The sequence below is a fragment of the Modestobacter sp. I12A-02662 genome (assembly GCF_041028325.1).
Taxonomy (GTDB): Bacteria; Actinomycetota; Actinomycetes; order Mycobacteriales; family Geodermatophilaceae; genus Modestobacter.
On sequence record NZ_JABGDE010000018.1, the window covers coordinates 31392 to 51643 of the forward strand.

Annotated in this window: 18 protein-coding genes and 1 pseudogene; 6 read left to right on the forward strand and 13 right to left on the reverse strand. The window is 73.8% G+C overall.

The window, feature by feature from the left end:
* Positions 1-23: 23 nt before the first annotated feature.
* The 3 genes and pseudogenes from HL189_RS21765 to HL189_RS21775 form a co-directional block, all read right to left on the reverse strand.
* Entirely contained in the window at positions 24-1112 is a 1089-nt protein-coding gene (locus HL189_RS21765; protein WP_369135827.1) for a radical SAM protein, read from the reverse strand.
* A gap of 39 nt (positions 1113-1151) precedes the next feature.
* The gene (locus HL189_RS21770) at positions 1152-1658 is read right to left on the reverse strand and encodes an ester cyclase (RefSeq protein WP_369135828.1); all 507 of its coding nucleotides are present in this window, start codon (positions 1656-1658) and stop codon (positions 1152-1154) included.
* A 76-nt stretch (positions 1659-1734) separates the two neighbouring features.
* A pseudogene (locus tag HL189_RS21775) lies at positions 1735-2160 on the reverse strand (hemerythrin domain-containing protein); the annotation flags it as partial.
* Positions 2161-2220: 60 nt separating this feature from the next.
* Between HL189_RS21775 and HL189_RS21780 the strand changes: the two are divergent.
* Positions 2221-2598, forward strand: coding sequence for a winged helix-turn-helix transcriptional regulator (locus tag HL189_RS21780; protein WP_369135829.1), 378 nt, complete (start codon positions 2221-2223; stop codon positions 2596-2598).
* Here the strand turns inward: HL189_RS21780 and HL189_RS21785 are convergent.
* Both HL189_RS21785 and HL189_RS21790 read right to left on the reverse strand, forming a co-directional pair.
* Complete coding sequence (locus tag HL189_RS21785; RefSeq protein WP_369135830.1) at positions 2595-3398, reverse strand: exodeoxyribonuclease III; 804 nt, start codon at positions 3396-3398, stop codon at positions 2595-2597. The genes HL189_RS21780 and HL189_RS21785 overlap by 4 nt on opposite strands.
* A 54-nt stretch (positions 3399-3452) precedes the next feature.
* Entirely contained in the window at positions 3453-4415 is a 963-nt protein-coding gene (locus HL189_RS21790; protein ID WP_369135831.1) for an acyl-ACP desaturase, read from the reverse strand.
* Between the two features lie 206 nt (positions 4416-4621).
* Here HL189_RS21790 and HL189_RS21795 point away from each other — a divergent pair, with 206 nt between their 5' ends.
* Positions 4622-6214 (forward strand): LCP family protein, encoded by a 1593-nt coding sequence (locus HL189_RS21795; RefSeq protein WP_369135832.1) that lies wholly within the window; start codon positions 4622-4624, stop codon positions 6212-6214.
* Positions 6215-6229: 15 nt separating this feature from the next.
* Here HL189_RS21795 and HL189_RS21800 read toward each other — a convergent pair whose 3' ends face one another.
* Genes HL189_RS21800 through HL189_RS21815 form a run of 4 tightly spaced genes read right to left on the reverse strand, consistent with a single transcriptional unit; the run spans position 6230 to position 10210 of the window.
* On the reverse strand, positions 6230-6862 hold the full coding sequence (locus tag HL189_RS21800; RefSeq protein WP_369135833.1) for a lactate utilization protein C: 633 nt from the start codon (positions 6860-6862) through the stop codon (positions 6230-6232).
* Positions 6859-8346, reverse strand: a complete 1488-nt coding sequence (locus HL189_RS21805) for a LutB/LldF family L-lactate oxidation iron-sulfur protein (RefSeq protein WP_369135834.1) — start codon at positions 8344-8346, stop codon at positions 6859-6861. The genes HL189_RS21800 and HL189_RS21805 overlap by 4 nt, the downstream gene beginning before the upstream one ends.
* A complete protein-coding gene (locus HL189_RS21810) occupies positions 8343-9116 on the reverse strand; it encodes a (Fe-S)-binding protein (protein WP_369135835.1) in 774 nt (257 codons plus the stop codon). The genes HL189_RS21805 and HL189_RS21810 overlap by 4 nt, the downstream gene beginning before the upstream one ends.
* A gap of 14 nt (positions 9117-9130) precedes the next feature.
* Complete coding sequence (locus tag HL189_RS21815; RefSeq protein ID WP_369135836.1) at positions 9131-10210, reverse strand: LacI family DNA-binding transcriptional regulator; 1080 nt, start codon at positions 10208-10210, stop codon at positions 9131-9133.
* Between the two features lie 172 nt (positions 10211-10382).
* On the opposite strand from HL189_RS21815, the gene HL189_RS21820 reads away from it, so the two are divergent.
* The 4 genes from HL189_RS21820 (at position 10383) to HL189_RS21835 (ending at position 15599) form a co-directional block, all read left to right on the forward strand.
* Positions 10383-10811, forward strand: coding sequence for an L-rhamnose mutarotase (locus HL189_RS21820; RefSeq protein ID WP_369135837.1), 429 nt, complete (start codon positions 10383-10385; stop codon positions 10809-10811).
* Positions 10808-11977, forward strand: coding sequence for an L-rhamnose isomerase (rhaI, locus tag HL189_RS21825; RefSeq protein WP_369135838.1), 1170 nt, complete (start codon positions 10808-10810; stop codon positions 11975-11977). The genes HL189_RS21820 and rhaI overlap by 4 nt, the downstream gene beginning before the upstream one ends.
* Before the next feature lie 98 nt (positions 11978-12075).
* A complete protein-coding gene (locus HL189_RS21830; protein ID WP_369135839.1) occupies positions 12076-14112 on the forward strand; it encodes a bifunctional aldolase/short-chain dehydrogenase in 2037 nt (678 codons plus the stop codon).
* Positions 14109-15599: a rhamnulokinase family protein gene (locus tag HL189_RS21835; protein WP_369135840.1), complete on the forward strand. Its 1491-nt coding sequence runs from the start codon at positions 14109-14111 to the stop codon at positions 15597-15599. The genes HL189_RS21830 and HL189_RS21835 overlap by 4 nt, the downstream gene beginning before the upstream one ends.
* 15 nt (positions 15600-15614) lie before the next feature.
* Here HL189_RS21835 and HL189_RS21840 read toward each other — a convergent pair whose 3' ends face one another.
* From HL189_RS21840 to HL189_RS21855, 4 genes are read right to left on the reverse strand one after another with little or no spacing between them, the layout of a single operon-like run.
* Positions 15615-16487, reverse strand: a complete 873-nt coding sequence (locus HL189_RS21840; RefSeq protein ID WP_369135841.1) for a sugar phosphate isomerase/epimerase family protein — start codon at positions 16485-16487, stop codon at positions 15615-15617.
* A 43-nt stretch (positions 16488-16530) separates the two neighbouring features.
* Positions 16531-17637, reverse strand: a complete 1107-nt coding sequence (locus HL189_RS21845; RefSeq protein WP_369135842.1) for an ABC transporter permease — start codon at positions 17635-17637, stop codon at positions 16531-16533.
* Positions 17634-18674 (reverse strand): ABC transporter permease, encoded by a 1041-nt coding sequence (locus tag HL189_RS21850; protein ID WP_369135843.1) that lies wholly within the window; start codon positions 18672-18674, stop codon positions 17634-17636. The genes HL189_RS21845 and HL189_RS21850 overlap by 4 nt, the downstream gene beginning before the upstream one ends.
* A complete protein-coding gene (locus HL189_RS21855; RefSeq protein ID WP_369135844.1) occupies positions 18671-20230 on the reverse strand; it encodes a sugar ABC transporter ATP-binding protein in 1560 nt (519 codons plus the stop codon). The genes HL189_RS21850 and HL189_RS21855 overlap by 4 nt, the downstream gene beginning before the upstream one ends.
* Positions 20231-20252: the final 22 nt, after the last annotated feature.

The following is a 20252-nucleotide window of genomic DNA, read 5'->3' on the forward strand; positions in this document are numbered from 1 at the left end:
GCGGCCACTGGGTCCAGGAGCCGCTAGGTCCAGTAGAGGAGCCGGGCCTGCGGCAGCCGTTCAGCGAGGGCGGCCTCGAACCAGCCGCGCAGCCCGGCCATCGTCTCCCGCGGGTAGACGTGCTTGACCGAGCCGAACTTCCCGCGCTTGGTCGTCCGCTGCTCCTCGTCCATCTCCAGCCGGGTGCGCGGGTACCAGTCGAGCAGGGTCTCCTTGCTCCCCGGGGTGAACCGGTGGGTGATGCACTCGACCGTCACGTCGGCGTCGGCCGGGAGCACGGCGGCGACGTCGTCCAGCAGCCGGCCGTAGTGCTCGCGCCAGCCGTCCACGGGCATGATCGGCGCGAGCGTGAGACCGACCGGGTACCCGGCCGCGGCCACGGCGGCCAGCGCGCCGATCCGGGCGGGCACCGGCGATGTGGCGCCCTCGAAGCGCCGGGCCACGGAGGTGGCGTTGAGCGAGAAGCGGAGCCGGGTGCGGCCGCCGTGCGGCAGGCCGAGCAGGCCGGCGACGTCGTCGAACTTGGTGGTGGCCCGCAGCTGCACCGGGCCGGACCACTCGTGGCTGCCGAAGTGCTCGATCGCCGTGGCCAGCCCGCCGGTGAGGTGCTCGAGCGCCAGCGGGTCGGTGTAGCAGGACGCCTCGAACGTCGTCCCCTCCGCGCCGCGGGCGGCGGTTCCGGAGGTCACCGTCCCGCGGCCGACGTAGGCGTCCAGCCCGGCCAGGGCCTCGTCCAGGTCGGCGTACACCCGGGTGATCGGCGGCCCGGACAGCGAGCCGGCGAGGTAGCAGTACTGGCAGTGCGCCGGGCACCCCTGGGCCAGGTCGAAGCGCCAGTCCGCCGAGGGGGCGATCGGCTGCAGCCGACGCGCCGAGGGCGGCGGCACGACCAGCGCGAGGGTCTGCTTGGCCGCCATGAACGCCGCCCGGTCGCCGTTCCCGCGCAGGCCGGGCAGCCGGTCGCCGGGCAGCAGGTCGATCGCGTCGACCCCGGCCGCCTCGAGCCGGGCCAGCACGCGCTGCCCGTACGGGCGCTCGGCGGCCGAGCGGGTGACGAGGACGCGGGACGGCGTCCAGAGCCGGGTGGGGGAGGGGAGCTCCAGCGTGGTCATCACCTGGTGCAACACCGGCGCTGAGCTGGGCCTTCCTGCTCAGCCGCCGCGCCTCGCCCGCCGGCGGGCCGCTCTCGTGGCCCGCGCGCACCGGAGGAGGAAGAGGGGCGACGGCGGGATCCAGCCGGCCTGGACCGCCATCCCCTGGTCGTCGCGCACCGCCCAGTGCTCGATGACCAGACCGTCCCGGACCCGCTGGAAGTGGACCTGCCGCACGGTGAAGGTCCGGCCCGTCGCCACGAACACCCGGTCCACCTGCGCGTCCTCGGTCCAGGCGACGAAGTCGCCGGTGTGCCGGCCGGACATCGTGCCGTACGTGACGACGAGGTCGTCCTCGGCGATGCTCTGCCCGGTCGTCCAGGCGAGGTCGGAGAAGGCCGTCCGCAGCCACTCCCCGGTGGCGTGGAACGCTCGCGGACCGCGTCCGCGGGTGGCCGGCGGCTCGGCGGCCGCCTCGCGGTTGGTCGCCTCGGGGTGGACCAGGGCGACCAGGTCGTCGAGGGTGCCGCCGAGGACGGCGGAGACCGCGGCCTCGGCCACCGTCACGCTCTCGTCGCGGCTCGTGGTCGTCGAGAACCCGGACGAGGGCCGACCGGGCCGGCCGGCGGGTGAGGTCGGCGGCCAGGCCCCCGATGTCCTCGACCAGCGCGGCCACCTGCCGGTGGTCGTCCTCGAGCCGGTCGACGGTCGCGGCGAGGTGCGGCGCCACCCGGCGCACCAGGGGGAAGAGCACCGGGTCCTCGCCGCGGTGGTGGGAGTCGATGGTCCGGCAGACGGTGAGGCAGGGGGCGCGCAGCTGGAAGAGCGGGCCGCTGGTCCGGAGGGTCCGCAGCCGGTCCCCACCTCGGCGGCCCCGGCCCCGGCGCCGTCGGCCACCCGGCCGGCGAGCTGCTGCACCGTGAGCAGGTCCCGGCGCATCCTGTCGTGGACCCGGCGCAGCTCCGCGGCGATCGCGGTCGGTCTCGGTCCCGGCCAGTGACCGACCGTGCGGCCGGTCGGGGGATCGACCGACCGGGTGCTGGACGGGTGCGGTGCAGTCGTCATGCACCCAGCGTTCTCAGCGGGAAGAGCGTTGCCGAGCCGTTGGTGACCCGCTTGCTTTGCACGAGTGGCCACGGTCCGCACCATCGTCGCCGCCCATGACGACGACGCCGAGATCTGCCGCACCGCCCAGGAGGCGATCGAGCTCGTCGGCCGGCGCTGGGTGGCCGTCGTGCTCATCGGCGGCTACCTGGGAGCGCGCCGGTTCACCGAGTACCGCCGCTTCGCGGCCGGCATCTCCGACCGTGTGCTGTCGCAGCGGCTCCGCGAGCTGGAGCAGCGCGGCCTGATCGAGCGCACGGGGATCCCGAGCACACCGGTCCAGGTCACGTACGCACCGACGGCGCGAGGCGCCGGTCTGGTGGTGGCTCTCAAGCCCCTCGCCGACTGGTGGCTGGAGCCGTCCGCCGACGTCGCGTCCGCCGGCTCCCGGACGGTCGGTTAGCCGGCCAGCTCGACGACCACCGGGGCGTGGTCGCTGGCGCCCTTGCCCTTGCGCTCCTCGCGGTCGATCAGCGCGCCGGTGACCCGGCGGGCGAGCGCGGGGGAGGCGAGCACGAAGTCGATCCGCATGCCCTCGCGGCGGGGGAAGCGCAGCTGCGTGTAGTCCCAGTACGTGTAGACGCCGGGCCCCGGGGTGTAGGGCCGGACAACGTCGGTGAAGCCGGTCTCCACCACCCCGCGGAACGCCGCCCGCTCGGGCTCGGAGACGTGCGTGGACTGCGCGAACACCGAGATGTCCCACACGTCGTCGTCCTGCGGGGCGATGTTCCAGTCGCCGACCAGCGCGACCTGGGCGTCGGCGTCCGTGGTCAGCCAGCCACCCGCGGCGACGCGCAGCGCCTCCAGCCACTCCAGCTTGTACTGCAGGTGCGGGTCGGTCAGCGTGCGGCCGTTGGGGACGTACAGGCTCCACACCCGCACCCCGCCGCAGGTGGCGCCCAGCGCGCGGGCCTCGGCGGCCGGCTCGACGCCCTCCTTAGCCGACCAGCTCGGCATGCCCGGGAAGCCCACCTCGACGTCGGACAGACCCACCCGGGACAGCAGCGCGACGCCGTTCCACTGCGAGTGGCCCACGTGCGCGACCTCGTAGCCCAGCGCGCGGAACCGCTCCTCCGGGAACTGGTCGTCCCGGCACTTGGTCTCCTGCAGCGCGAGGACGTCGACGTCGCTGCGCCGCAGCCAGGCCTCCACCCGGTCGGCTCGGCTGCGGATGGAGTTGACGTTCCAGGTGGCCAGGCGCACGGTTCCCGAGCGTAGGCGGGCGCGCTGTCGCTCAGGTCACCTGGTCACCGCTGCTCAGGCTTGGGGGAGAGGGGTGAGCTCGGTGTCCTGCTTGGCCTGCATCCGGGCCCGCAGCCGCTCGCGGCTCTCCACGAACCGGGTGGCCTGCGCGTCCAGGCCGGTCAGGAAGTCGGCCAGCTCCTCGCGCGCCTGCTCGCCCTCGGGCCCGAGGTCGGTGCGCTCGAACACCTTCCAGGCACGCAGCACGGGGGTGATGACCTCGTCGTGGTGCAGGCGCAGGTCGTAGATCCCGGCCTTGGCGATGATCACCGAGTTCTTGCGGAAGCCGGCCATGCTCGCGCCGGGCATCTCGAACCGGATGACCTCGTCGGTGACGGCGCGCATCGTGGCGTCCGGGTCGATGTCGAACGCCCCGGAGACCAGGTTGCGGTAGAAGACCATGTGCAGGTTCTCGTCCTTGGCGATCCGGCCGAGCAGCTTCTCGGCGATCGGGTCGCCGGTGGCCTTGCCGGTGTTGCGGTGGCTCACCCGGGTCGCGAGCTCCTGGAAGGAGACGTAGGCGACCGTCTGCAGCGGGGTCCGGTCGCCGGAGTCGTAGCCGGAGGTCATGTAGTCCATCCGGGCCCGCTCGAGCTCCACCGGGTCCACGCCGCGGGTGACGACCAGGTAGTCGCGCAGCGCGATGCCGTGCCGGTTCTCCTCCGCCGTCCACCGGCCGACCCAGGTGCCCCACGCGCCGTCCCGGCCGAAGCGGGTGGCGATCTCCCGGTGGTAGCTGGGGAGGTTGTCCTCGGTGAGCAGGTTGGTGAACATCGCGGCCTTGGCCGTCTCGTCGAGCCGGGACTGCTCCGGGGACCAGTCCTCGCCGCCGAGGAGGGCGAAGTCCCGGCCCTCGGACCAGGGGATGTAGTCGTGCGGGTGCCACTCCTGGGCCAGGCCGAGGTGGCGGTCGAGGTTCTCCGCGACGATCGGCTCGAGCTCGGTGAGCAGCGCCCCCTGGCGCGACGTCTGGGACACGAGGGCCTCCTGGGTCCGTTGCCTACGGTCTCGGAACCTACGGCACCGTAAGGACGCCGCAGGGACGGGTCCTACCCCCTCCGGTGATCGACAGTCGGCCGCGGGGGAGACGGAGGTCACCTCCGCGGCCGCTCGGGCCCGTGTCGGTGCGCTGAACAGTGGGAACATGGCCGGATGACCGGCATCGGCGAGCAGACGGGCCCCGTGTGAGCGACTCCGTACCGACGTCCCGTCGACCCGGCCGGGACACCGGCGCGGCCGGGGGCGACGAGGAGGCGAACGCGGTGGCGACCGGCCACCGCCGCGGTTTCGGCTCCGTGCTCGGGCTCACCGTCGTCGGTGCCGTCCTGCCCGGCACGGCCCACCTCGCGGCCGGCCGTCGCAAGGTGGGCGCCGTCCTGCTGGTGCTGTTCCTGCTCCTCGTCGGTGCGGGTGTGTGGCTGGCCACGGGCGGACGGCAGGAGGCGCTCCGGCTCGCGGTCGACACCGGTGCGCTGCGCTGGGTCCTCATCGGGGCGGCCGCGCTGGGCCTGGTGTGGCTGGTCGTCGTCGTGTCCGGGTACCGCGCGCTGCTGCCGCGCGGCAGCCGGCCGTGGCAGAAGGTCCTCGGCGCCCTGGTCGTCGTGCTGCTGTGCGCAGGGGTGGCCGGTCCGGCGTACCTCGTCGTCCAGTTCGCCGCCGCCCAGCGCGGCCTGGTCGACAACGTCTTCGCCGACCGCGAGAGCGCCACGGTCACCGCCCCGGCCGAAGGGTCCGACCCGTTCGGCACCAAGGAGGAGGTCAACTTCCTGCTGCTCGGCGGCGACGGCGGGGTCGGGCGCGAGGGCGTGCGCACCGACACGGTGATCGTGGCCAACGTCCGGACCGACAACGGCCGGACGACGCTGTTCAGCCTGCCCCGCAACCTGGAGGACCTGCCGTTCCCGGCCGACAGCCCGCTGGCCGCCGTCTACCCGGACGGCTTCGAGGCCGGCAGCGAGGCCGAGAGCCTGCTCAACGCCGTCTACCGCAACGGGCCCGAGTGGTACCCCGACATCCTGGGGCCCACGGACGACCCGGGCGCGGACTTCCTCAAGCTGGGCGTCGGCGAGGCGCTCGGCCTGGACATCGACTACTTCGTGCTGGTCAACCTGGAGGGCTTCGCCCGGCTGGTCGACGCCCTCGGCGGCATCACGGTCAACGTCAACTACTTCGTGCCGGTCAACGGGATCGAGGGGCAGGAGCTCCCCGACGACTACATCGCCCCGGGGCCCGACCAGCACATGGACGGCACCCGGGCGCTGGACTACGCGCGCGGCCGGTACGGCCTGTCGGACTACCTGCGGATGGACCGGCAGCGCTGCGTCATCGACGCGATCGTGGACGCCGCCGACCCGGTGACCGTGCTGGCCCGCTACCGCCAGCTCGCGGCGACCACCCAGGACATCGTCTCCACCGACCTGCCGCAGTCGCTGCTGGACGACGTCGTGGACCTCGCGTTCCGGGTCAAGGGCCAGACGATCCGCAGCGTGGTCTTCGACGACACCGTGATCAACCCGGCCTACCCGGACTACGACCTCATCCGCTCGCTCGTGCAACAGGCCCTGGCGGACCCGGCGGACACCACGACGAGCACCACGACGACGAGCACCATGCCGTCCGCCGCCCCGTCGACCGGGCCCGCCCCGGAACCGACGGGCCCGGCCGCGCCCACGTCGGCCGGGAACCCGGCGGCCGCGGTCACCGACGTGTGCGCCTACGACCCCGAGCAGGCACGGGCCGCGCTCGAGGCCGGGGAGCCCCCGAGCAAGCAGGACTGAGCGCCGGGGCCGCGCTCAGGCCGCGAGCACGACCAGCAGGGTGCGCGGACCGTGCACGCCCTCCACGCGCTGCAGCTCGATGTCGCTGGTCGCCGACGGCCCGCTGACCATGGTCAGCGGGCGCAGCGGGTCCAGCCGCGCGATCCCCTCCGGGACGCCGCCCACCACCTGGTCGGCGGTCACGACGCACACCAAGCAGTCGGGGAGCAGGGACAGCGCCCGCCGCCCGCAGGCGGGCGAGCCGTCGAGCACCAGGGTGCCGGTCTCGGCGATGGCCACCGCCACGGCCGTGACGGACGCGGACCGGTCGGCCAGCTGCACCGGTGGGCGCTCGTCGTCGACGTCGCAGCCCTCCGGGCGCCAGTCCGCCGGCAGCCCCGGTGCCACGACGACGTCCGCCGCCGCCCAGCCGGCGCCGAGGCCCTGGTCCAGGGCGGCGCGCACGGTGGCCCCGACCTCGGCCGGGGTGCAGCGCAGCACGGTGGCCCGGTAGTCCTCGACCCGGTCGACCAGCAGGTCCATCAGCTCCGGGCCGGTCGCCGGGTGGGCACCGGCCTGCCGGTAGTCCCGGACGACGTCGGGGACGGGGGCCCGGGTCTCGCCCAGCGCCGTCCGGATCCGGCCCAGCACCTCCTCGCGCGCACTCACTTCGCGCTCCGGTGCTCGCGGGTCCACTGCTCGACGAACGTGCTGGTCGGCGGCGTGGGCAGGTCGCGGCTGCGGGTCCAGCCGGAGATCGGCGGCGGCAGGGCGTTGGGGAGCGTGGGCCGCCCGCGGGAGAGCAGCCGGCCCAGCCTCGAGGCCCGTTGCGCGAGGTGCCACAGCCGCGGGTTGGACATCACCTTGGCGAGCGAGCGGAAGGCGACCGCCTCGGCCGTGGTCTTCTCCTGCGCCTCCACGTGCTCGGCGCGCAGGTGCACGAGGATCGACGGGATGTCGATCGCCACGGGGCAGACCTCGTAGCAGGCCCCGCAGAGCGAGGACGCGTACGGCAGCGAGGCGTTGTCCTCCACCCCGGTCAGCAGCGGGGACAGGATCGCACCGATCGGCCCCGGGTACACCGAGCCGTAGGCGTGCCCGCCGGCCCGCTCGTACACCGGGCAGACGTTGAGGCAGGCCGAGCAGCGGATGCAGTGCAGCGCCTCCCGGCCCACCTCGTCGGCGAGCACCGCGGTCCGCCCGTTGTCCAGCAGCACCAGGTGGAACTCCTGCGGGCCGTCGCCGGGGGTGACCCCGGCCCAGGTGGAGGTGTAGGGGTTCATCCGCTCGCCGGTGGAGGACCGCGGCAGCAGCTGCAGGAAGACCTCCAGGTCCCGCCAGGTCGGCACCACCTTCTCGATCCCCATGACGGTGATCAGCGTCTCCGGGAGGGTCAGGCACATCCGGCCGTTGCCCTCGCTCTCGACGACGGTCAGCGTGCCGGTCTCGGCGACGCCGAAGTTCGCCCCGCTGATCGCCACCCGGGCGCGCAGGAAACGCTCGCGCAGGTGCTTGCGGGCCGCCATCGCCAGCTGGCGCGGCTCGTCGGTGAGCCCGGGGTCCACGCCGGGGATCGTGCGCGCGAAGATCTCCCGGATCTCGGCCCGGTTCTTGTGGATCGCCGGCACCAGGATGTGCGAGGGCTTGTCCTCGCCCAGCTGCACGATCAGCTCGGCGAGGTCGGTCTCGAACACGTCGATGCCCACGGCCTCCAGGGCCTCGTTGAGGGCGATCTCCTGGGTGGCCATCGACTTGACCTTGACCACCTCGCCGGTGCCGGTGGCCTGCACCAGGCGGGTGACGATCTCGTTGGCCTCGTTGGCGTCGCGCGCCCAGTGCACGGTGCCGCCGCGGGCGGTCACCTGCCGTTCCAGCTCCTCCAGGTGCTCGTCGAGGTGCGCCATCGTCGCGGCCTTCAGCGCCTTGCCGGCGGCGCGCAGCTGCTCCCAGTCGGCCACCTCGCCCACCACCTTGGCCCGCTTGTTGCGGATGGTCGTGGTGGCGTGGCCCAGGTTGGCGCGCAGCTGGCCGTCGCGCAGGGCGGTGCGCGCGGCGTCCGGGAAGGACTGGTCACCGCGCAGGTGCCCCACGCCGCGGGGGGCGGTGGGCAGGCCGAGGAACGTGGGCGCCTTGGGGGGCACGGTCGCGGTCATGCGGTCACCGCCGGCTTCGTGGTCTGGTGCGGGGTCACGGCTTCCTCCGTCGAGGCGAGGATCTCGGCCAGGTGCACGGTGCGGGTGCCGGCCCGCAGCCGGGACAGCCCGCCGCCGATGTGCATGAGGCAGGAGGCGTCCCCGGCGGTGCAGATCTCGGCGTGCGTGGACAGCACGTTGGCCATCTTGTCGGTGAGCATCGCGGTGGAGGTGTCGGCGTTCTTCACCGCGAACGTGCCGCCGAAGCCGCAGCACTGCTCGGCGCCGGGCAGCTCGACCAGCTCCAGCCCCCGCACCTCGCGCAGCAGCCGCAGCGGCCGGTCACCGACCTTGAGCAGCCGCAGCGAGTGGCAGGTCGGGTGGTAGGTGACCCGGTGCGGGTAGTAGGCCCCGACGTCGGTCACGCCCAGCACGTCGACCAGGAACTGGGACAGCTCGTGGGTGCGCCCGGCCAGCTCCTCGGCGTCGCGGGCCAGCGTCTCGTCCCCGGCCCGGCGGGCGACGTCGGCCTGCTGGTGGTGGATCGAGGCGACGCAGGACCCGGACGGCGACACGATCGCCTCCGCGCCGGCGAACGCCCGCACGTGGTTGGCGACGATGGACACCGCCTCGCGCCGGTAGCCGGTGTTGACGTGCATCTGACCGCAGCAGGCCTGGGTGGGCGGCACCACGACCTCGTGCCCCAGCCGTTGCAGCAGGGCCGCGGTGGCGTGCGCCACCGAGGGCGTCATCGTGTCCACCAGGCAGGTGGCGAAGAGGGCGACCTTCACTCTGAGACCTCCGCTCAGCTCGCGACGGTCCGGGAGCGCCGGACCATGCTGGACTCGCGGACCACGAGCACGGGCTCGAAGACCGGTTGCTGGTGCTGGTGCTCGCCGTTCCCGGCCTCGTCCAGCAGCAGCTCGGCGGCCCGGCGGCCGAGCTCCTGCCGGGGCTTGCGGACCGAGGTGAGCGGCACGGCGGCCGCGGCGGCGAAGTCGATGTCGTCGTAGCCGACGATGGCGAACTCGTCGGGCACCCGGACCCCGTGCCGCACCATCTCCTGCAGCACGCCGAGCGCCATGAGGTCGTTGGCGCAGACCGCCGCGGTCGGCCGGCGACCGGCGGGCATGCCGATGATCTGGGCGGCGGCCTCCCGGCCACCGGCGACGGTGAGCGTCGCGGGGGACAGCACCAGCAGGGACTCCTCGCTGCCGGTGCCGTCACGGACGGCGGCCGCCACGCCGGCGTGCCGCTCCTGCACCTGCGGCAGCCCCGACGAGCCGCCGATGAAGGCGATCCGCCGGTGACCGCGCTCGAGCAGGTGGTCGGCGGCGAGCCGGCCGCCCAGCACGTCGTCGACGGCGACGGCGCACTGGTCGGGCGTGGGCGCGCGCCGGTCGAGCAGCACCACCGGCGTGCCGCGGTCGCGCAGCGCCTGCAGGTTCCGGGAGAGCTCGGCGGTGGGGGTGACGAGCACGCCCTGCACCCGCTGCTCGGCCAGGACGTCGAGGTGCGCGGCCTCCTTGGCGGGGCGGTCGTCGGAGTTGCAGAGGATCACCGCCAGCCCGGCCGGGTTGGCGACGTCCTCCACCCCGCGCGCGACGTCGGTGAAGAAGGGGTTGGCGATGTCGAGGACGACGAGGCCGATCGTCCGGCTTCGGCCGGCGCGCAGGTGCCTGGCCGACTCGTTGCGGACGAAGCCGAGCCGGGCGATCGCGGCCTGCACCCGCTCCCGGGTCGGCGGGCTGACGACGTCGGGCCGGTTGAGGACGTTGCTGACCGTGCCCACGGAGACGCCGGCCTGCACGGCGACGTCCCGGATGCTGGCGGTCAGCGCTGACCTCCTCGTGAGCTGCGTGGAGCCACCGTATCCGGTACCCACCGTGGCAGGTGGGTTGAAACGTGTCAAAACCTCTCGCCACGCTCGGAGGAGTCCTGGAGCACCGTTGCATCCTCGCAGGAGTGACGGTTGACTCAGTCTTGGCGACCGCCCTATGGTCTGGGCCACAGGCGGTATGAAACGTTTCACTCCGCCCGTCCGACGAGGAGGTCACGTGGCCGACGGCACGCCGTCCGGCGGCGGTGCGAGGTCGACCGGACCGGACGCCCCCGCGCCCCGCGCCTGCTTCACCCTGCAGGTCCGCCCGGACCGGCTGCAGGAGTACCGGGAGCGCCACGCCGCCGTCTGGCCGGAGATGCTGCGCGCCCTCCGCGACGCCGGCTGGCGCGGCTACCAGCTCTTCCTGCGCGAGGACGGCCTGCTGGTGGGGATCGTCGAGACCGACGACTCCGCTGGTGGGTTGGCCGGCGCGCAGGCAGCCGTGGACGCCACCGAGGTGAGCGCCCGCTGGGAGGCCGAGATGGCCCCCTTCTTCGAGACCGGGGACGGTCGCGGCAAGTCCACCCTCGAGCTCGTCTTCGACCTCGACGCCCAGCTGGGGGCGGCCGGGGAGCACACCGCGACGAACGGAGAACCCCCGTGACCGACCAACGCACCCGCGTCCTCGAGGCCCTGGCGCGGCAGACCATCGAGCTCCCGTCCTGGGCGTTCGGCAACTCCGGCACCCGGTTCAAGGTCTTCGGCCAGCCCGGTGTGGCCCGCGATCCCTTCGAGAAGCTCGAGGACGCCGCCCAGGTGCACCGGTACACCGGTACCGCCCCCCGGGTCTCGCTGCACGTCCCGTGGGACCTGGTCGACGACTTCGGCAAGCTCGCCGCGCACGCCACGGACCTCGGCGTCCAGATCGGCGCGATCAACTCCAACCTGTTCCAGGACGACGACTACCGGCTCGGCTCGCTCACCCACCCGGACCCCGCCGTCCGTAGCAAGGCGATCGCCCACCACGCCCAGTGCGTCGACGTCATGCGGGCCACCGGCTCCACCGACCTGAAGCTGTGGTTGCCCGACGGCACCAACTACGCCGGCCAGGACGACCTGCGGGCCCGGCAGGACCGGCTCGCCGACTCCCTGCAGCAGGTCTACGCGCTGCTCGACCCGGGCCACCGGCTGCTGATCGAGTACAAGTTCTACGAGCCGTACTTCTACGCGATGGACATCCCGGACTGGGGCACCTCGCTGGTGCACTGCCTGGCCCTCGGCGAGCAGGCGCAGGTCGTGCTGGACACCGGCCACCACGCTCCCGGCACCAACATCGAGTTCATCGTGATGCAGCTGCTGCGGGTGGGCAGGCTCGGCGCCTTCGACTTCAACTCCCGGTACTACGGCGACGACGACCTCATCGTCGGCTCGGCCGACCCGTTCCAGCTGTTCCGGATCATGAACGAGATCGTCGAGGCCGACGCCGTGCGGCCGGAGTCGGGTGTCAACTTCATGCTCGACCAGTGCCACAACATCGAGCCGAAGATCCCCGGCCAGATCCGCTCGGTGATGAACGTGCAGGAGGCCACGGCCAAGGCGCTGCTGGTCGACCGGGAGGCGCTGCACGCCGCGCAGCGGTCCGGTGACGTGCTCGCCGCGCACGGTGCCCTGACCGACGCGTTCAGCACCGACGTCCGGCCGCTGCTGGCCGAGCTCCGCGAAAGCAGGGGGCTGGACGCCGACCCGTACGCCGCCTACGCCCGCTCCGGCCACCAGGAGCGCATCGCCCGCGAGCGCGTCGGCGGTCAGCAGGCCGGCTGGGGCGCCTGAAGCCCACCCCTTCCGGACTTCGGGGCGGTGAAGGCCGTCCCCGGGGTGGCCATCACCGCCCCAAAGTCCGTCCATCCCGAACCGAAGGACTGACATCCGTGACCAACTCCGTGGTCAGTGACCTGCTCGGCCGCTCGAACCGGTTGGGCGCCGACCCCCGCAACACCAACTACGCCGGCGGCAACACCTCCGCCCAGGGCAGCGAGACCGACCCGGTCACCGGCCGGCCGGTCGAGCTGCTGTGGGTCAAGGGCTCCGGCGGTGACCTCGGCACGCTCCGGGAGGCCGGCCTGGCCGTGCTCCGGCTCGACCGGCTCCGCTCCCTGGTCGACGTCTACCCCGGCGTCGGCCGCGAGGACGAGATGGTCGCCGCGTTCGACTACTGCCTGCACGGCCGGGGCGGCGCCGCGCCCAGCATCGACACCGCGATGCACGGCCTGGTTCCCGCCCCGCACGTCGACCACCTGCACCCGGACTCCGGCATCGCGCTGGCCACCGCGGCCGACGGCGAGCAGCTCACCCGCGAGTGCTTCGGCGACCGGGTGGTGTGGGTGCCGTGGCGCCGGCCGGGGTTCCAGCTCGGCCTGGACATCGCCGCGATCGCGGAGAAGAACCCGCAGGCCGTCGGCTGCATCCTGGGCGGGCACGGGATCACCGCGTGGGGTGGCACCAGCGAGCAGTGCGAGGCCAACAGCCTGGAGATCATCCGGACGGCGGAGCGGTTCCTCGCCGAGCACGGCCGGCCCGAGCCGTTCGGGCCGGTGCTGCCCGGCCACCAGGCGCTGCCCGAGGCCGAGCGGCGGGCGCGGGCCGCGGCGCTGGCCCCGGTGGTCCGCCGGCTGGCGTCCACGGACAGGCCGCAGGTCGGGCACTTCACCGACTCCGACGTCGTCCTGGACTTCCTGGCCGCGGCCGAGCACCCCCGGCTGGCCGCGCTGGGCACCTCCTGCCCCGACCACTTCCTGCGCACCAAGGTGCGGCCGCTGGTCCTCGACCTGCCGGCGACCGCCCCGGTCGAGGACGTCGTCGTCCGGCTCGAGGAGCTGCACGAGGAGTACCGGGCCGAGTACGCGGCCTACTACGCCCGGCACGCCACCCCGGAGAGCCCGGCGATGCGCGGTGCGGACCCGGCGATCGTGCTGGTGCCCGGCGTGGGCATGTTCAGCTTCGGCGCCAACAAGCAGACCGCCCGGGTGGCCGGCGAGTTCTACGTCAACGCGATCAACGTGATGCGCGGTGCCGAGGCCGTCAGCAGCTACGCACCGATCGACGAGAGCGAGAAGTTCCGCATCGAGTACTGGGCGCTGGAGGAGGCCAAGCTCCAGCGGATGCCGAAGCCCAAGCCGCTGGCCACCCGGGTCGCTCTGGTCACCGGCGCGGCCAGCGGCATCGGCAAGGCCATCGCGCAGCGGCTGGCCGCCGAGGGCGCGTGCGTCGTCGTCGCCGACCTGGACCTCCGGAAGGCCACCGACGCCGCGGCCGAGATCGGCAGCACCGACGTCGCGGTGGGCGTGGCCGCCGATGTCAGCGACGCCGAGGCGGTGGCCGCCGCCTTCCGCGAGGCGGTGCTCGCCTTCGGCGGGGTCGACCTGGTGGTCAACAACGCCGGGCTGTCGATCTCCAAGCCGCTGCTGGAGACCACCGAGCGGGACTGGGACCTGCAGCACGACGTGATGGCCAAGGGCTCGTTCCTGGTCTCCCGGGAGGCGGCCCGGATCATGATCGAGCAGGGGATGGGCGGCGACGTCGTCTACATCTCCAGCAAGAACTCGGTCTTCGCCGGCCCGAGCAACATCGCCTACTCCTCGACCAAGGCCGACCAGGCGCACCAGGTGCGGCTGCTGGCCGCCGAGCTCGGCGAGCACCAGATCCGGGTCAACGGCATCAACCCCGACGGCGTCGTGCGCGGCTCGGGCATCTTCGCCGGCGGCTGGGGCGCGCAGCGGGCGGCGGTGTACGGCGTGGCCGAGGAGGACCTGGGCGCGTTCTACGCCCAGCGCACGCTGCTCAAGCGCGAGGTGCTGCCCGAGCACGTGGCCGACGCCGTTTTCGCGCTCACCGGCGGGGAGCTGACCCGGACCACCGGCCTGCACGTCCCGGTCGACTCCGGCGTCGCCGCCGCGTTCCTGCGGTGACCGAGCTGACCCTCGCGGCCGTCGACCTCGGGGCCTCCAGCGGCCGGGTCATGGCGGCGCGGGTCGGCCCGGACCGGCTGGAGCTCACCGAGGCCAACCGCTTCGCCAACCGTCCGGTCCGGGTCGCGGGCACCCTGTACTGGGACGTGCTGGCGCTCTACGGCGGGGTGCTCGACGGGCTCCGGGCGGCCGGCCGGGAGGCCGCCCGGTTCGACGGCGGGCGGCTGCACGGCGTGGGCATCGACAGCTGGGCGGTCGACGTCGGCCTGCTGGACGGCGACGGCGCGCTGCTGGGCAACCCGGTGCACTACCGGGACGAGCGGCACGCCCGCGCCGTCCCGGGGGTGCACGAGCTGGTGCCGCCGGCGGAGCTGTACCGGGTCAACGGGCTGCAGCACCTGCCGTTCAACACGCTGTTCCAGCTGGCGGGCATGCAGCGGCTGGCCGGTTTCGGCCTGGCCCGCCGGGCGCTGCTGGTGCCCGACCTGCTGGCGTACTGGCTCACCGGGGCGGTGGGGGCCGAGGTCACCAACGCCTCCACCACCGGACTGCTCGACGCGAGCACCCGGGAGTGGTCCGACGAGCTGATCGGCCGGCTGCGGCTGCCGCGGGAGCTGTTCCCGCCGCTGCGGCAGCCGGGGGAGCGGCTGGGGGAGCTGACCGGTGGGGTGCTGGCCGAGACCGGGCTGGCCGGGCCGGTCCCGGTCACCGCGGTGGGGTCGCACGACACCGCCTCGGCGGTGGTCGGCGTGCCGGCGGCCTCGGACCGGTTCGCCTACGTCTCGTGCGGCACCTGGTCGCTCGTCGGGGTGGAGCTGGCGGAGCCGGTGCTCAGCGAGGCCAGCCGGCGGGCCGGGTTCACCAACGAGCTCGGGGTGGACGGAACGGTCCGCCACCTGCACAACGTCATGGGACTGTGGCTGCTGCAGGAGTCGCTGCGCACCTGGCAGGCGGCCGGCCTGCCGGCGGACCTGCCCGACCTGCTGGCCGCAGCGGCCCGGGTCCCCGCGCTCGGCACCGTCGTCGACCCCGACGACCCGCGGTTCCTGCCGCCGGGGGACATGCCGGCGCGGATCGCGGCCGCCTGCGCCGAGACCGGGCAGCCCGTGCCCGCCGGCCCGGCCGGGACCGTGCGCTGCATCCTCGACAGCCTCGCCCTCGCCTACCGGCGCACGGTCCGCCAGGCGGCCGAGCTGTCCGGCCGCGAGGTGGACGTGGTGCACCTGGTGGGCGGCGGCGCGCGCAACGAGCTGCTGTGCCAGCTGACGGCGGACGCCTGCGGGCTGCCGGTCGTCGCCGGCCCGGTGGAGGCCGCCGCGCTGGGCAACGTGCTGGTGCAGGCCCGGGCCGGCGGTGCGGTCGCCGGGGGGCTGCCCGAGCTGCGTGCCCTGCTGCGGGCCACCCAGGAGGTGCGCACCCACCTCCCCGCCGGCCTGCCGGAGGGCGCCTGGGCGGCGGCCGCGCGCCGGCTCGGCTGGGACGGCTGACCGCCGGCCGGACGCTCAGCGGTCCCCGGCCGCCGCCAGCCCCGCCCTGGTGAACGCCAGGGCGTCCCGGGCCAGCGCCCGGTTGTCGGTCCAGAGGTTGCGCCAGATCGCCAGGTCGTTGGAGAGCGTGCGGTGCACGACCTCCGAGGAGAAGGACTCGAAGGTGACGATCCCGTCGTAGCCGACCTCGGTCAGCGCGGCGAAGAACTCCGGCCACGGGATGGAGCCGGTGCCCAGCGCACCGCGGTGCGACTCGCCGAGGTGCACGTAGCCCAGCCGGCCGGCCGCGGCCGCCGCCCGCACCGCCTCGGTGAACGAGTGCTCCTCGATGTTCATGTGGTACGTGTCCAGGTGGGCCATCACGTTGGGCCGGTCGACGGCGGCGATGAAGTCCAGCGTCTGCTGGGTGGTGTTGATGACGTTGGTCTCGTAGCGGTTGCAGAACTCCAGGGCCAGGGTGATCCCCGAGGCCGCGGCGCGGTCGGCGAGCCAGGCGATGGTCTCCTGGGAGTTGGCCACCCCGCGCTCCGTCGCCGGCCCGGGGTACTTGCCGAGCTTGGAGTACAGGACGCCGCACAGCACCGTCCCGCCGCTGTCCCGGAGCACGCCGAGGGCGGTGGCCAGCCGTTCCCGCCCGCGGGCGACGACGTCGGGGTCCTCGCTGGAGACGTCGGTGTCCTCGCTCAGGCCGAGGGAGGCGCTGACCTGCAGCCCGTGCTCGGCGAGCAGCCGGGCGGTCATGTCCGCGTCGAAGCCGGTGGGGTCGATCGGCGCGATCTCGATCAGGTCGTAGCCGGCCTCCGCCGTCGCCGAGATGGCGTGCCGGGCCTCCGCCTCGGACCACCCCCCGGTCCAGACCAGCGCGTGGACTCCGTGGACGACGGGCATGGGTGAGCTCCTTCGTGCGTCGGGGGGACGAGGCCGGCACCGGTCAGCCGGTGCGGCCGTACCGGCGGTTGGTCAGGCCGTTGAGCAGGGCGGCGAAGACGAGGACGGTGCCGAGGGCGAACAGCTGGAACTGCGAGCCGGCGTTCCCCGGGACGGCCAGCAGGATCCCGGCGTTGAGCCACACCACCAGCAGCGTGGCGAGGACGACACCGGCCACCCGGCCGATGCCGCCGGTGATCGCCACGCCACCGAGGACGGCGATGGTGATCGCCGGCAGGGCCATGCCGCTGCCGGCCACACCGGCGTCCGGCCGGGCCGACGCGAACTGCGCGACGGTGACCACGGCGACCAGGCCGGAGATCAGGCCGGCCGCGGTGTAGGCGAGGAACCGGGTCCGCCGCACGTCGATGCCGGCCCACTGCGCGGCGACGTCGTTGGTGCCGATCGCGTACAGCCGCCGGCCGTAGGTGCTGCGGTTGAGCAGCAGCCAGACCACGACGGCGGTCGGCAGCAGGAAGGTCAGGATGCCCAGCGGCACCTGCAGCGGGTCCTCGCCACCCCCGAGGGGCACCGAGCGGGCGGCGGAGAAGAACTCCTGGATCGGCTGGGTGCTGATCGGCTGCTGGTCGTTGACCACGATCGCCAGGCTGGAGAACGCGTAGTAGGTGGCCAGCGTGGTTATCAGGGCCGGGTAGCCGATGTAGGCGATGAGGAAGCCGTTGACCGCGCCGCACAGCGCACCGAACGCGGCGGCCAGCAGGATCGACGGCCACAGCGGCCAGCCCCACTCGCCGTAGCCGAAGCCGAACACCATGCTGGTCAGCGACACCACCGCCCCGACGGACAGGTCGATGCCGCCGCGGCCGGAGGTGATGACCAGCAGCTCGGCCAGCCCCAGCATGACCAGCGGCACGGCGCTGATCAGGGCCGCGGACATGTAGCCGGCGTCGTACGGCGCGGTCAGGTAGTTGCGCTGGGACAGCGTCACGAAGGTGGCGACGACGGCGACCAGCAGCACCAGGAGCAGCACGATCCGCTGGGTGAGCAGGGCGCGCAGGAGCAGCGCCGGCAGCTGCCGGAGCCGGGAGTCCGGCGCCTCGGGCCGACCCGACTGCGGTGCCGGGGCCGGTGGGGAGACCGTGGTGCTCACGCCGTCCTCCTCGTGCGCTCGCGGAGCAGGTCGGCCCCGACCGCGATCAGGATCAGGATCCCGACGAACAGGCTGGCCAGCTGCGAGCGCCAACCCAGCTGGGTCACCCCGGAGGTGACCGTCTGCACCAGCAGGGCCCCGAGCACGGTGCCCAGGACCGAGCCGCGGCCGCCCATGATCGAGGTGCCGCCGATGACCACCGCGGCGATCGCGGCCAGCTCCATGCCCGCGCCGACGTTCGGCGCCAGCGTCGAGGTGCCGCGGGCGATGACGAAGCAGGCGGCCAGGCCGGTGAGCAGCCCGGTGAGGACGTAGGCCGACAGCACCCGCCGCTGCACCTTCACCCCGGCCAGCCGGGCGGCGTCGGCGTCCCCGCCGATGGCGTACAGGTGCCGGCCGCTCGGGGTGTGCCGGAGGTAGTACCAGGCGGCCGCGGCGACGACCAGCATGATCAGGAAGCTGTGCGGGACGCCGAGGGTGCGGCCGGCCTCGCCCCGGCCGAACACGGCGAGCGTGCCGGGGATGTTGTCGACGGTGGTGCCGCCGAACAGCTGCAGCCCGAGGAAGCGGAAGAGGTTCGCCGTCCCGAAGGTGATGATGATCGCGTGCACCCGCCCGTAGGCGATGAGCACGCCGTTGGCCAGCCCGAGCAGCCCGCCCAGCGCGACGGACAGGAGGACGGCGACCGGCAGCGGGGCGCCGGACTCGACCATGGCCCGGGCCACCACGACCGCGCACACCATGACCATGCCGGCGACGGAGACGTCGATCCCGCCGGTGATGATCACGACGGTCATGCCGACGCCGATCAGCGCCACCGGGGCCATCGCCACGAGCAGCGGGACGATCGAGCCGCTGGTCAGGAACGCCGGCGTGGTCAGCGCGAGGGCCACCCACAGCACGGCGATGACGACGATCAGCACGACCTCCTGGCCGGTGATCGGGAACGGCAGCACGCGGCCGCGGGCCCGGGCGGTGTGCTCCGGCTGCCCGGCCGACGGCGCGCCGCCGGCCGGCCTGAGCGTCGACGAGCTCATGCCACCTCCTGCTCGAGCGCGCCGGCGGCGGCGGCGAGGACGTCGGCCTGGCTGGCGCCCGGGCCGAACTCGACGGTCGTGGTGCCGGCCCGGACGACCTGGAGCCGGTCGGAGACGCGGATGGCCTCCGCGAGGTCGGAGGTGACGATGAGGACGGCGGTGCCCTCGTCGGCCAGCTGGCGGACGATCCGGTGGATCTCCTCCTTGGCCCCGACGTCGACGCCCTGCGTCGGCTCGGCGAGCACCAGCACCGGCGGCCGCTCGACGAGCTGCCGGGCCAGCACGACCTTCTGCGCGTTCCCGCCGGACATCGCCGACACCGGCTGCCGCTCGTGCGGGGTGCGCACGGACAGCCGCTGGATGAAGTCGCGGGCCACCTGCCGCTCGCGGCGCCGGTCCATCCAGACGCCGAACTTCGACAGCAGCGGGAGGTGGCCGGCGGAGATGTTGAAGGCGATCGACTGGAAGCTGAACAGGCCCTGCGCCTTGCGGTTGGCCGGGAGCAGGGCGATGCCCAGCCGCTTGGCCGCCCGTGGCGAGGAGGGCGCGATCGGCCGGCCGTCGAGCAGCATCCGGCCGGAGGTCGCCCGCCGCATGCCGTAGACGGTCTCGGCGATCTCCGCGGCACCGGAGCCGATCAGTCCGTACAGCGTGACGATCTCCCCCGGCCGCACCGACACGTCGACGTCGGAGTACTCGCCCTCGCAGCCGAGACCGTCCAGCACCAGGCGGGGCGGCGCGTCGGGGACGCGGTGCTCGGGCGGGGTGTCCTCCAGGGCGCCGCCCACCATCAGCTCGACGACCCGGCGGACGGACAGCTCGCCGATGGGCCAGGTGCCCAGGGTCTGGCCGTCCCGCATGACGGTGACCTCGTCGGCGATGACGAACAGCTCGTCGAGCCGGTGGGAGATGTAGATGACGGCGACGCCGGAGGCGGCCAGCCGGCGGACGACGCCGAAGAGCACCTCGATCTCGGTGTCGGTCAGGATCGCCGAGGGCTCGTCCAGGATCAGCACGGTGGCGTTGCCGACCAGGGCCTTGGCGATGGACACCTGCTGCTGCTCGGCGATCGACAGCTCGCTGACCGGCGCGGTGGCGTACCGGGCGGGGAGGCCGATCAGCTCCAGCAGCTCCACGACGCGGGCGTTCTGCGCCGACCAGTCCACCCGGCCCCGCCGGGTGATCTCCCGTCCGGTGAACACGTTCTCGGCGACGGTCAGGTCCGGGAAGAGCTGGGGCTCCTGGTACACGGTGGCGATGCCGAGGGCGATGGCGCCGGCCGTGCCGGAGATGGTGACCGGCCGCCCGTCGAAGGTGATCTGCCCGGTGTCGGCGTCGGCCGCCCCGGAGAGGATCTTGATCAGCGTGGACTTGCCCGCGCCGTTCTCCCCCACCAGGGCGTGGACGGTGCCCGCGCGCACCGTCATGTCGGCGTTGCGGATGGCGTGGACGGCGCCGTACCGCTTGGACACGCCGGTCACCGACAGCCGTTCGGACCGGTCCGCCGGTGGGGGCGTCGACGCGCCGTCCGCCCCGCTCGTCTGGCTCTCGCTCATCTCTCCCTCGCTGCGCCGGTGG

Excerpts from the sequence above, each read along its gene's own strand:
- HL189_RS21765 (WP_369135827.1), bottom strand. The coding sequence starts at position 1,112 with ATGACCACGCTGGAGCTCCCCTCCCCCACCCGGCTCTGGACGCCGTCC.
- HL189_RS21805 (WP_369135834.1), bottom strand. The coding sequence starts at position 8,346 with ATGACCGCGACCGTGCCCCCCAAGGCGCCCACGTTCCTCGGCCTGCCC.
- HL189_RS21840 (WP_369135841.1), bottom strand. The coding sequence starts at position 16,487 with ATGCCCGTCGTCCACGGAGTCCACGCGCTGGTCTGGACCGGGGGGTGG.
- HL189_RS21850 (WP_369135843.1), bottom strand. The coding sequence starts at position 18,674 with ATGAGCTCGTCGACGCTCAGGCCGGCCGGCGGCGCGCCGTCGGCCGGG.
- HL189_RS21855 (WP_369135844.1), bottom strand. The coding sequence starts at position 20,230 with ATGAGCGAGAGCCAGACGAGCGGGGCGGACGGCGCGTCGACGCCCCCA.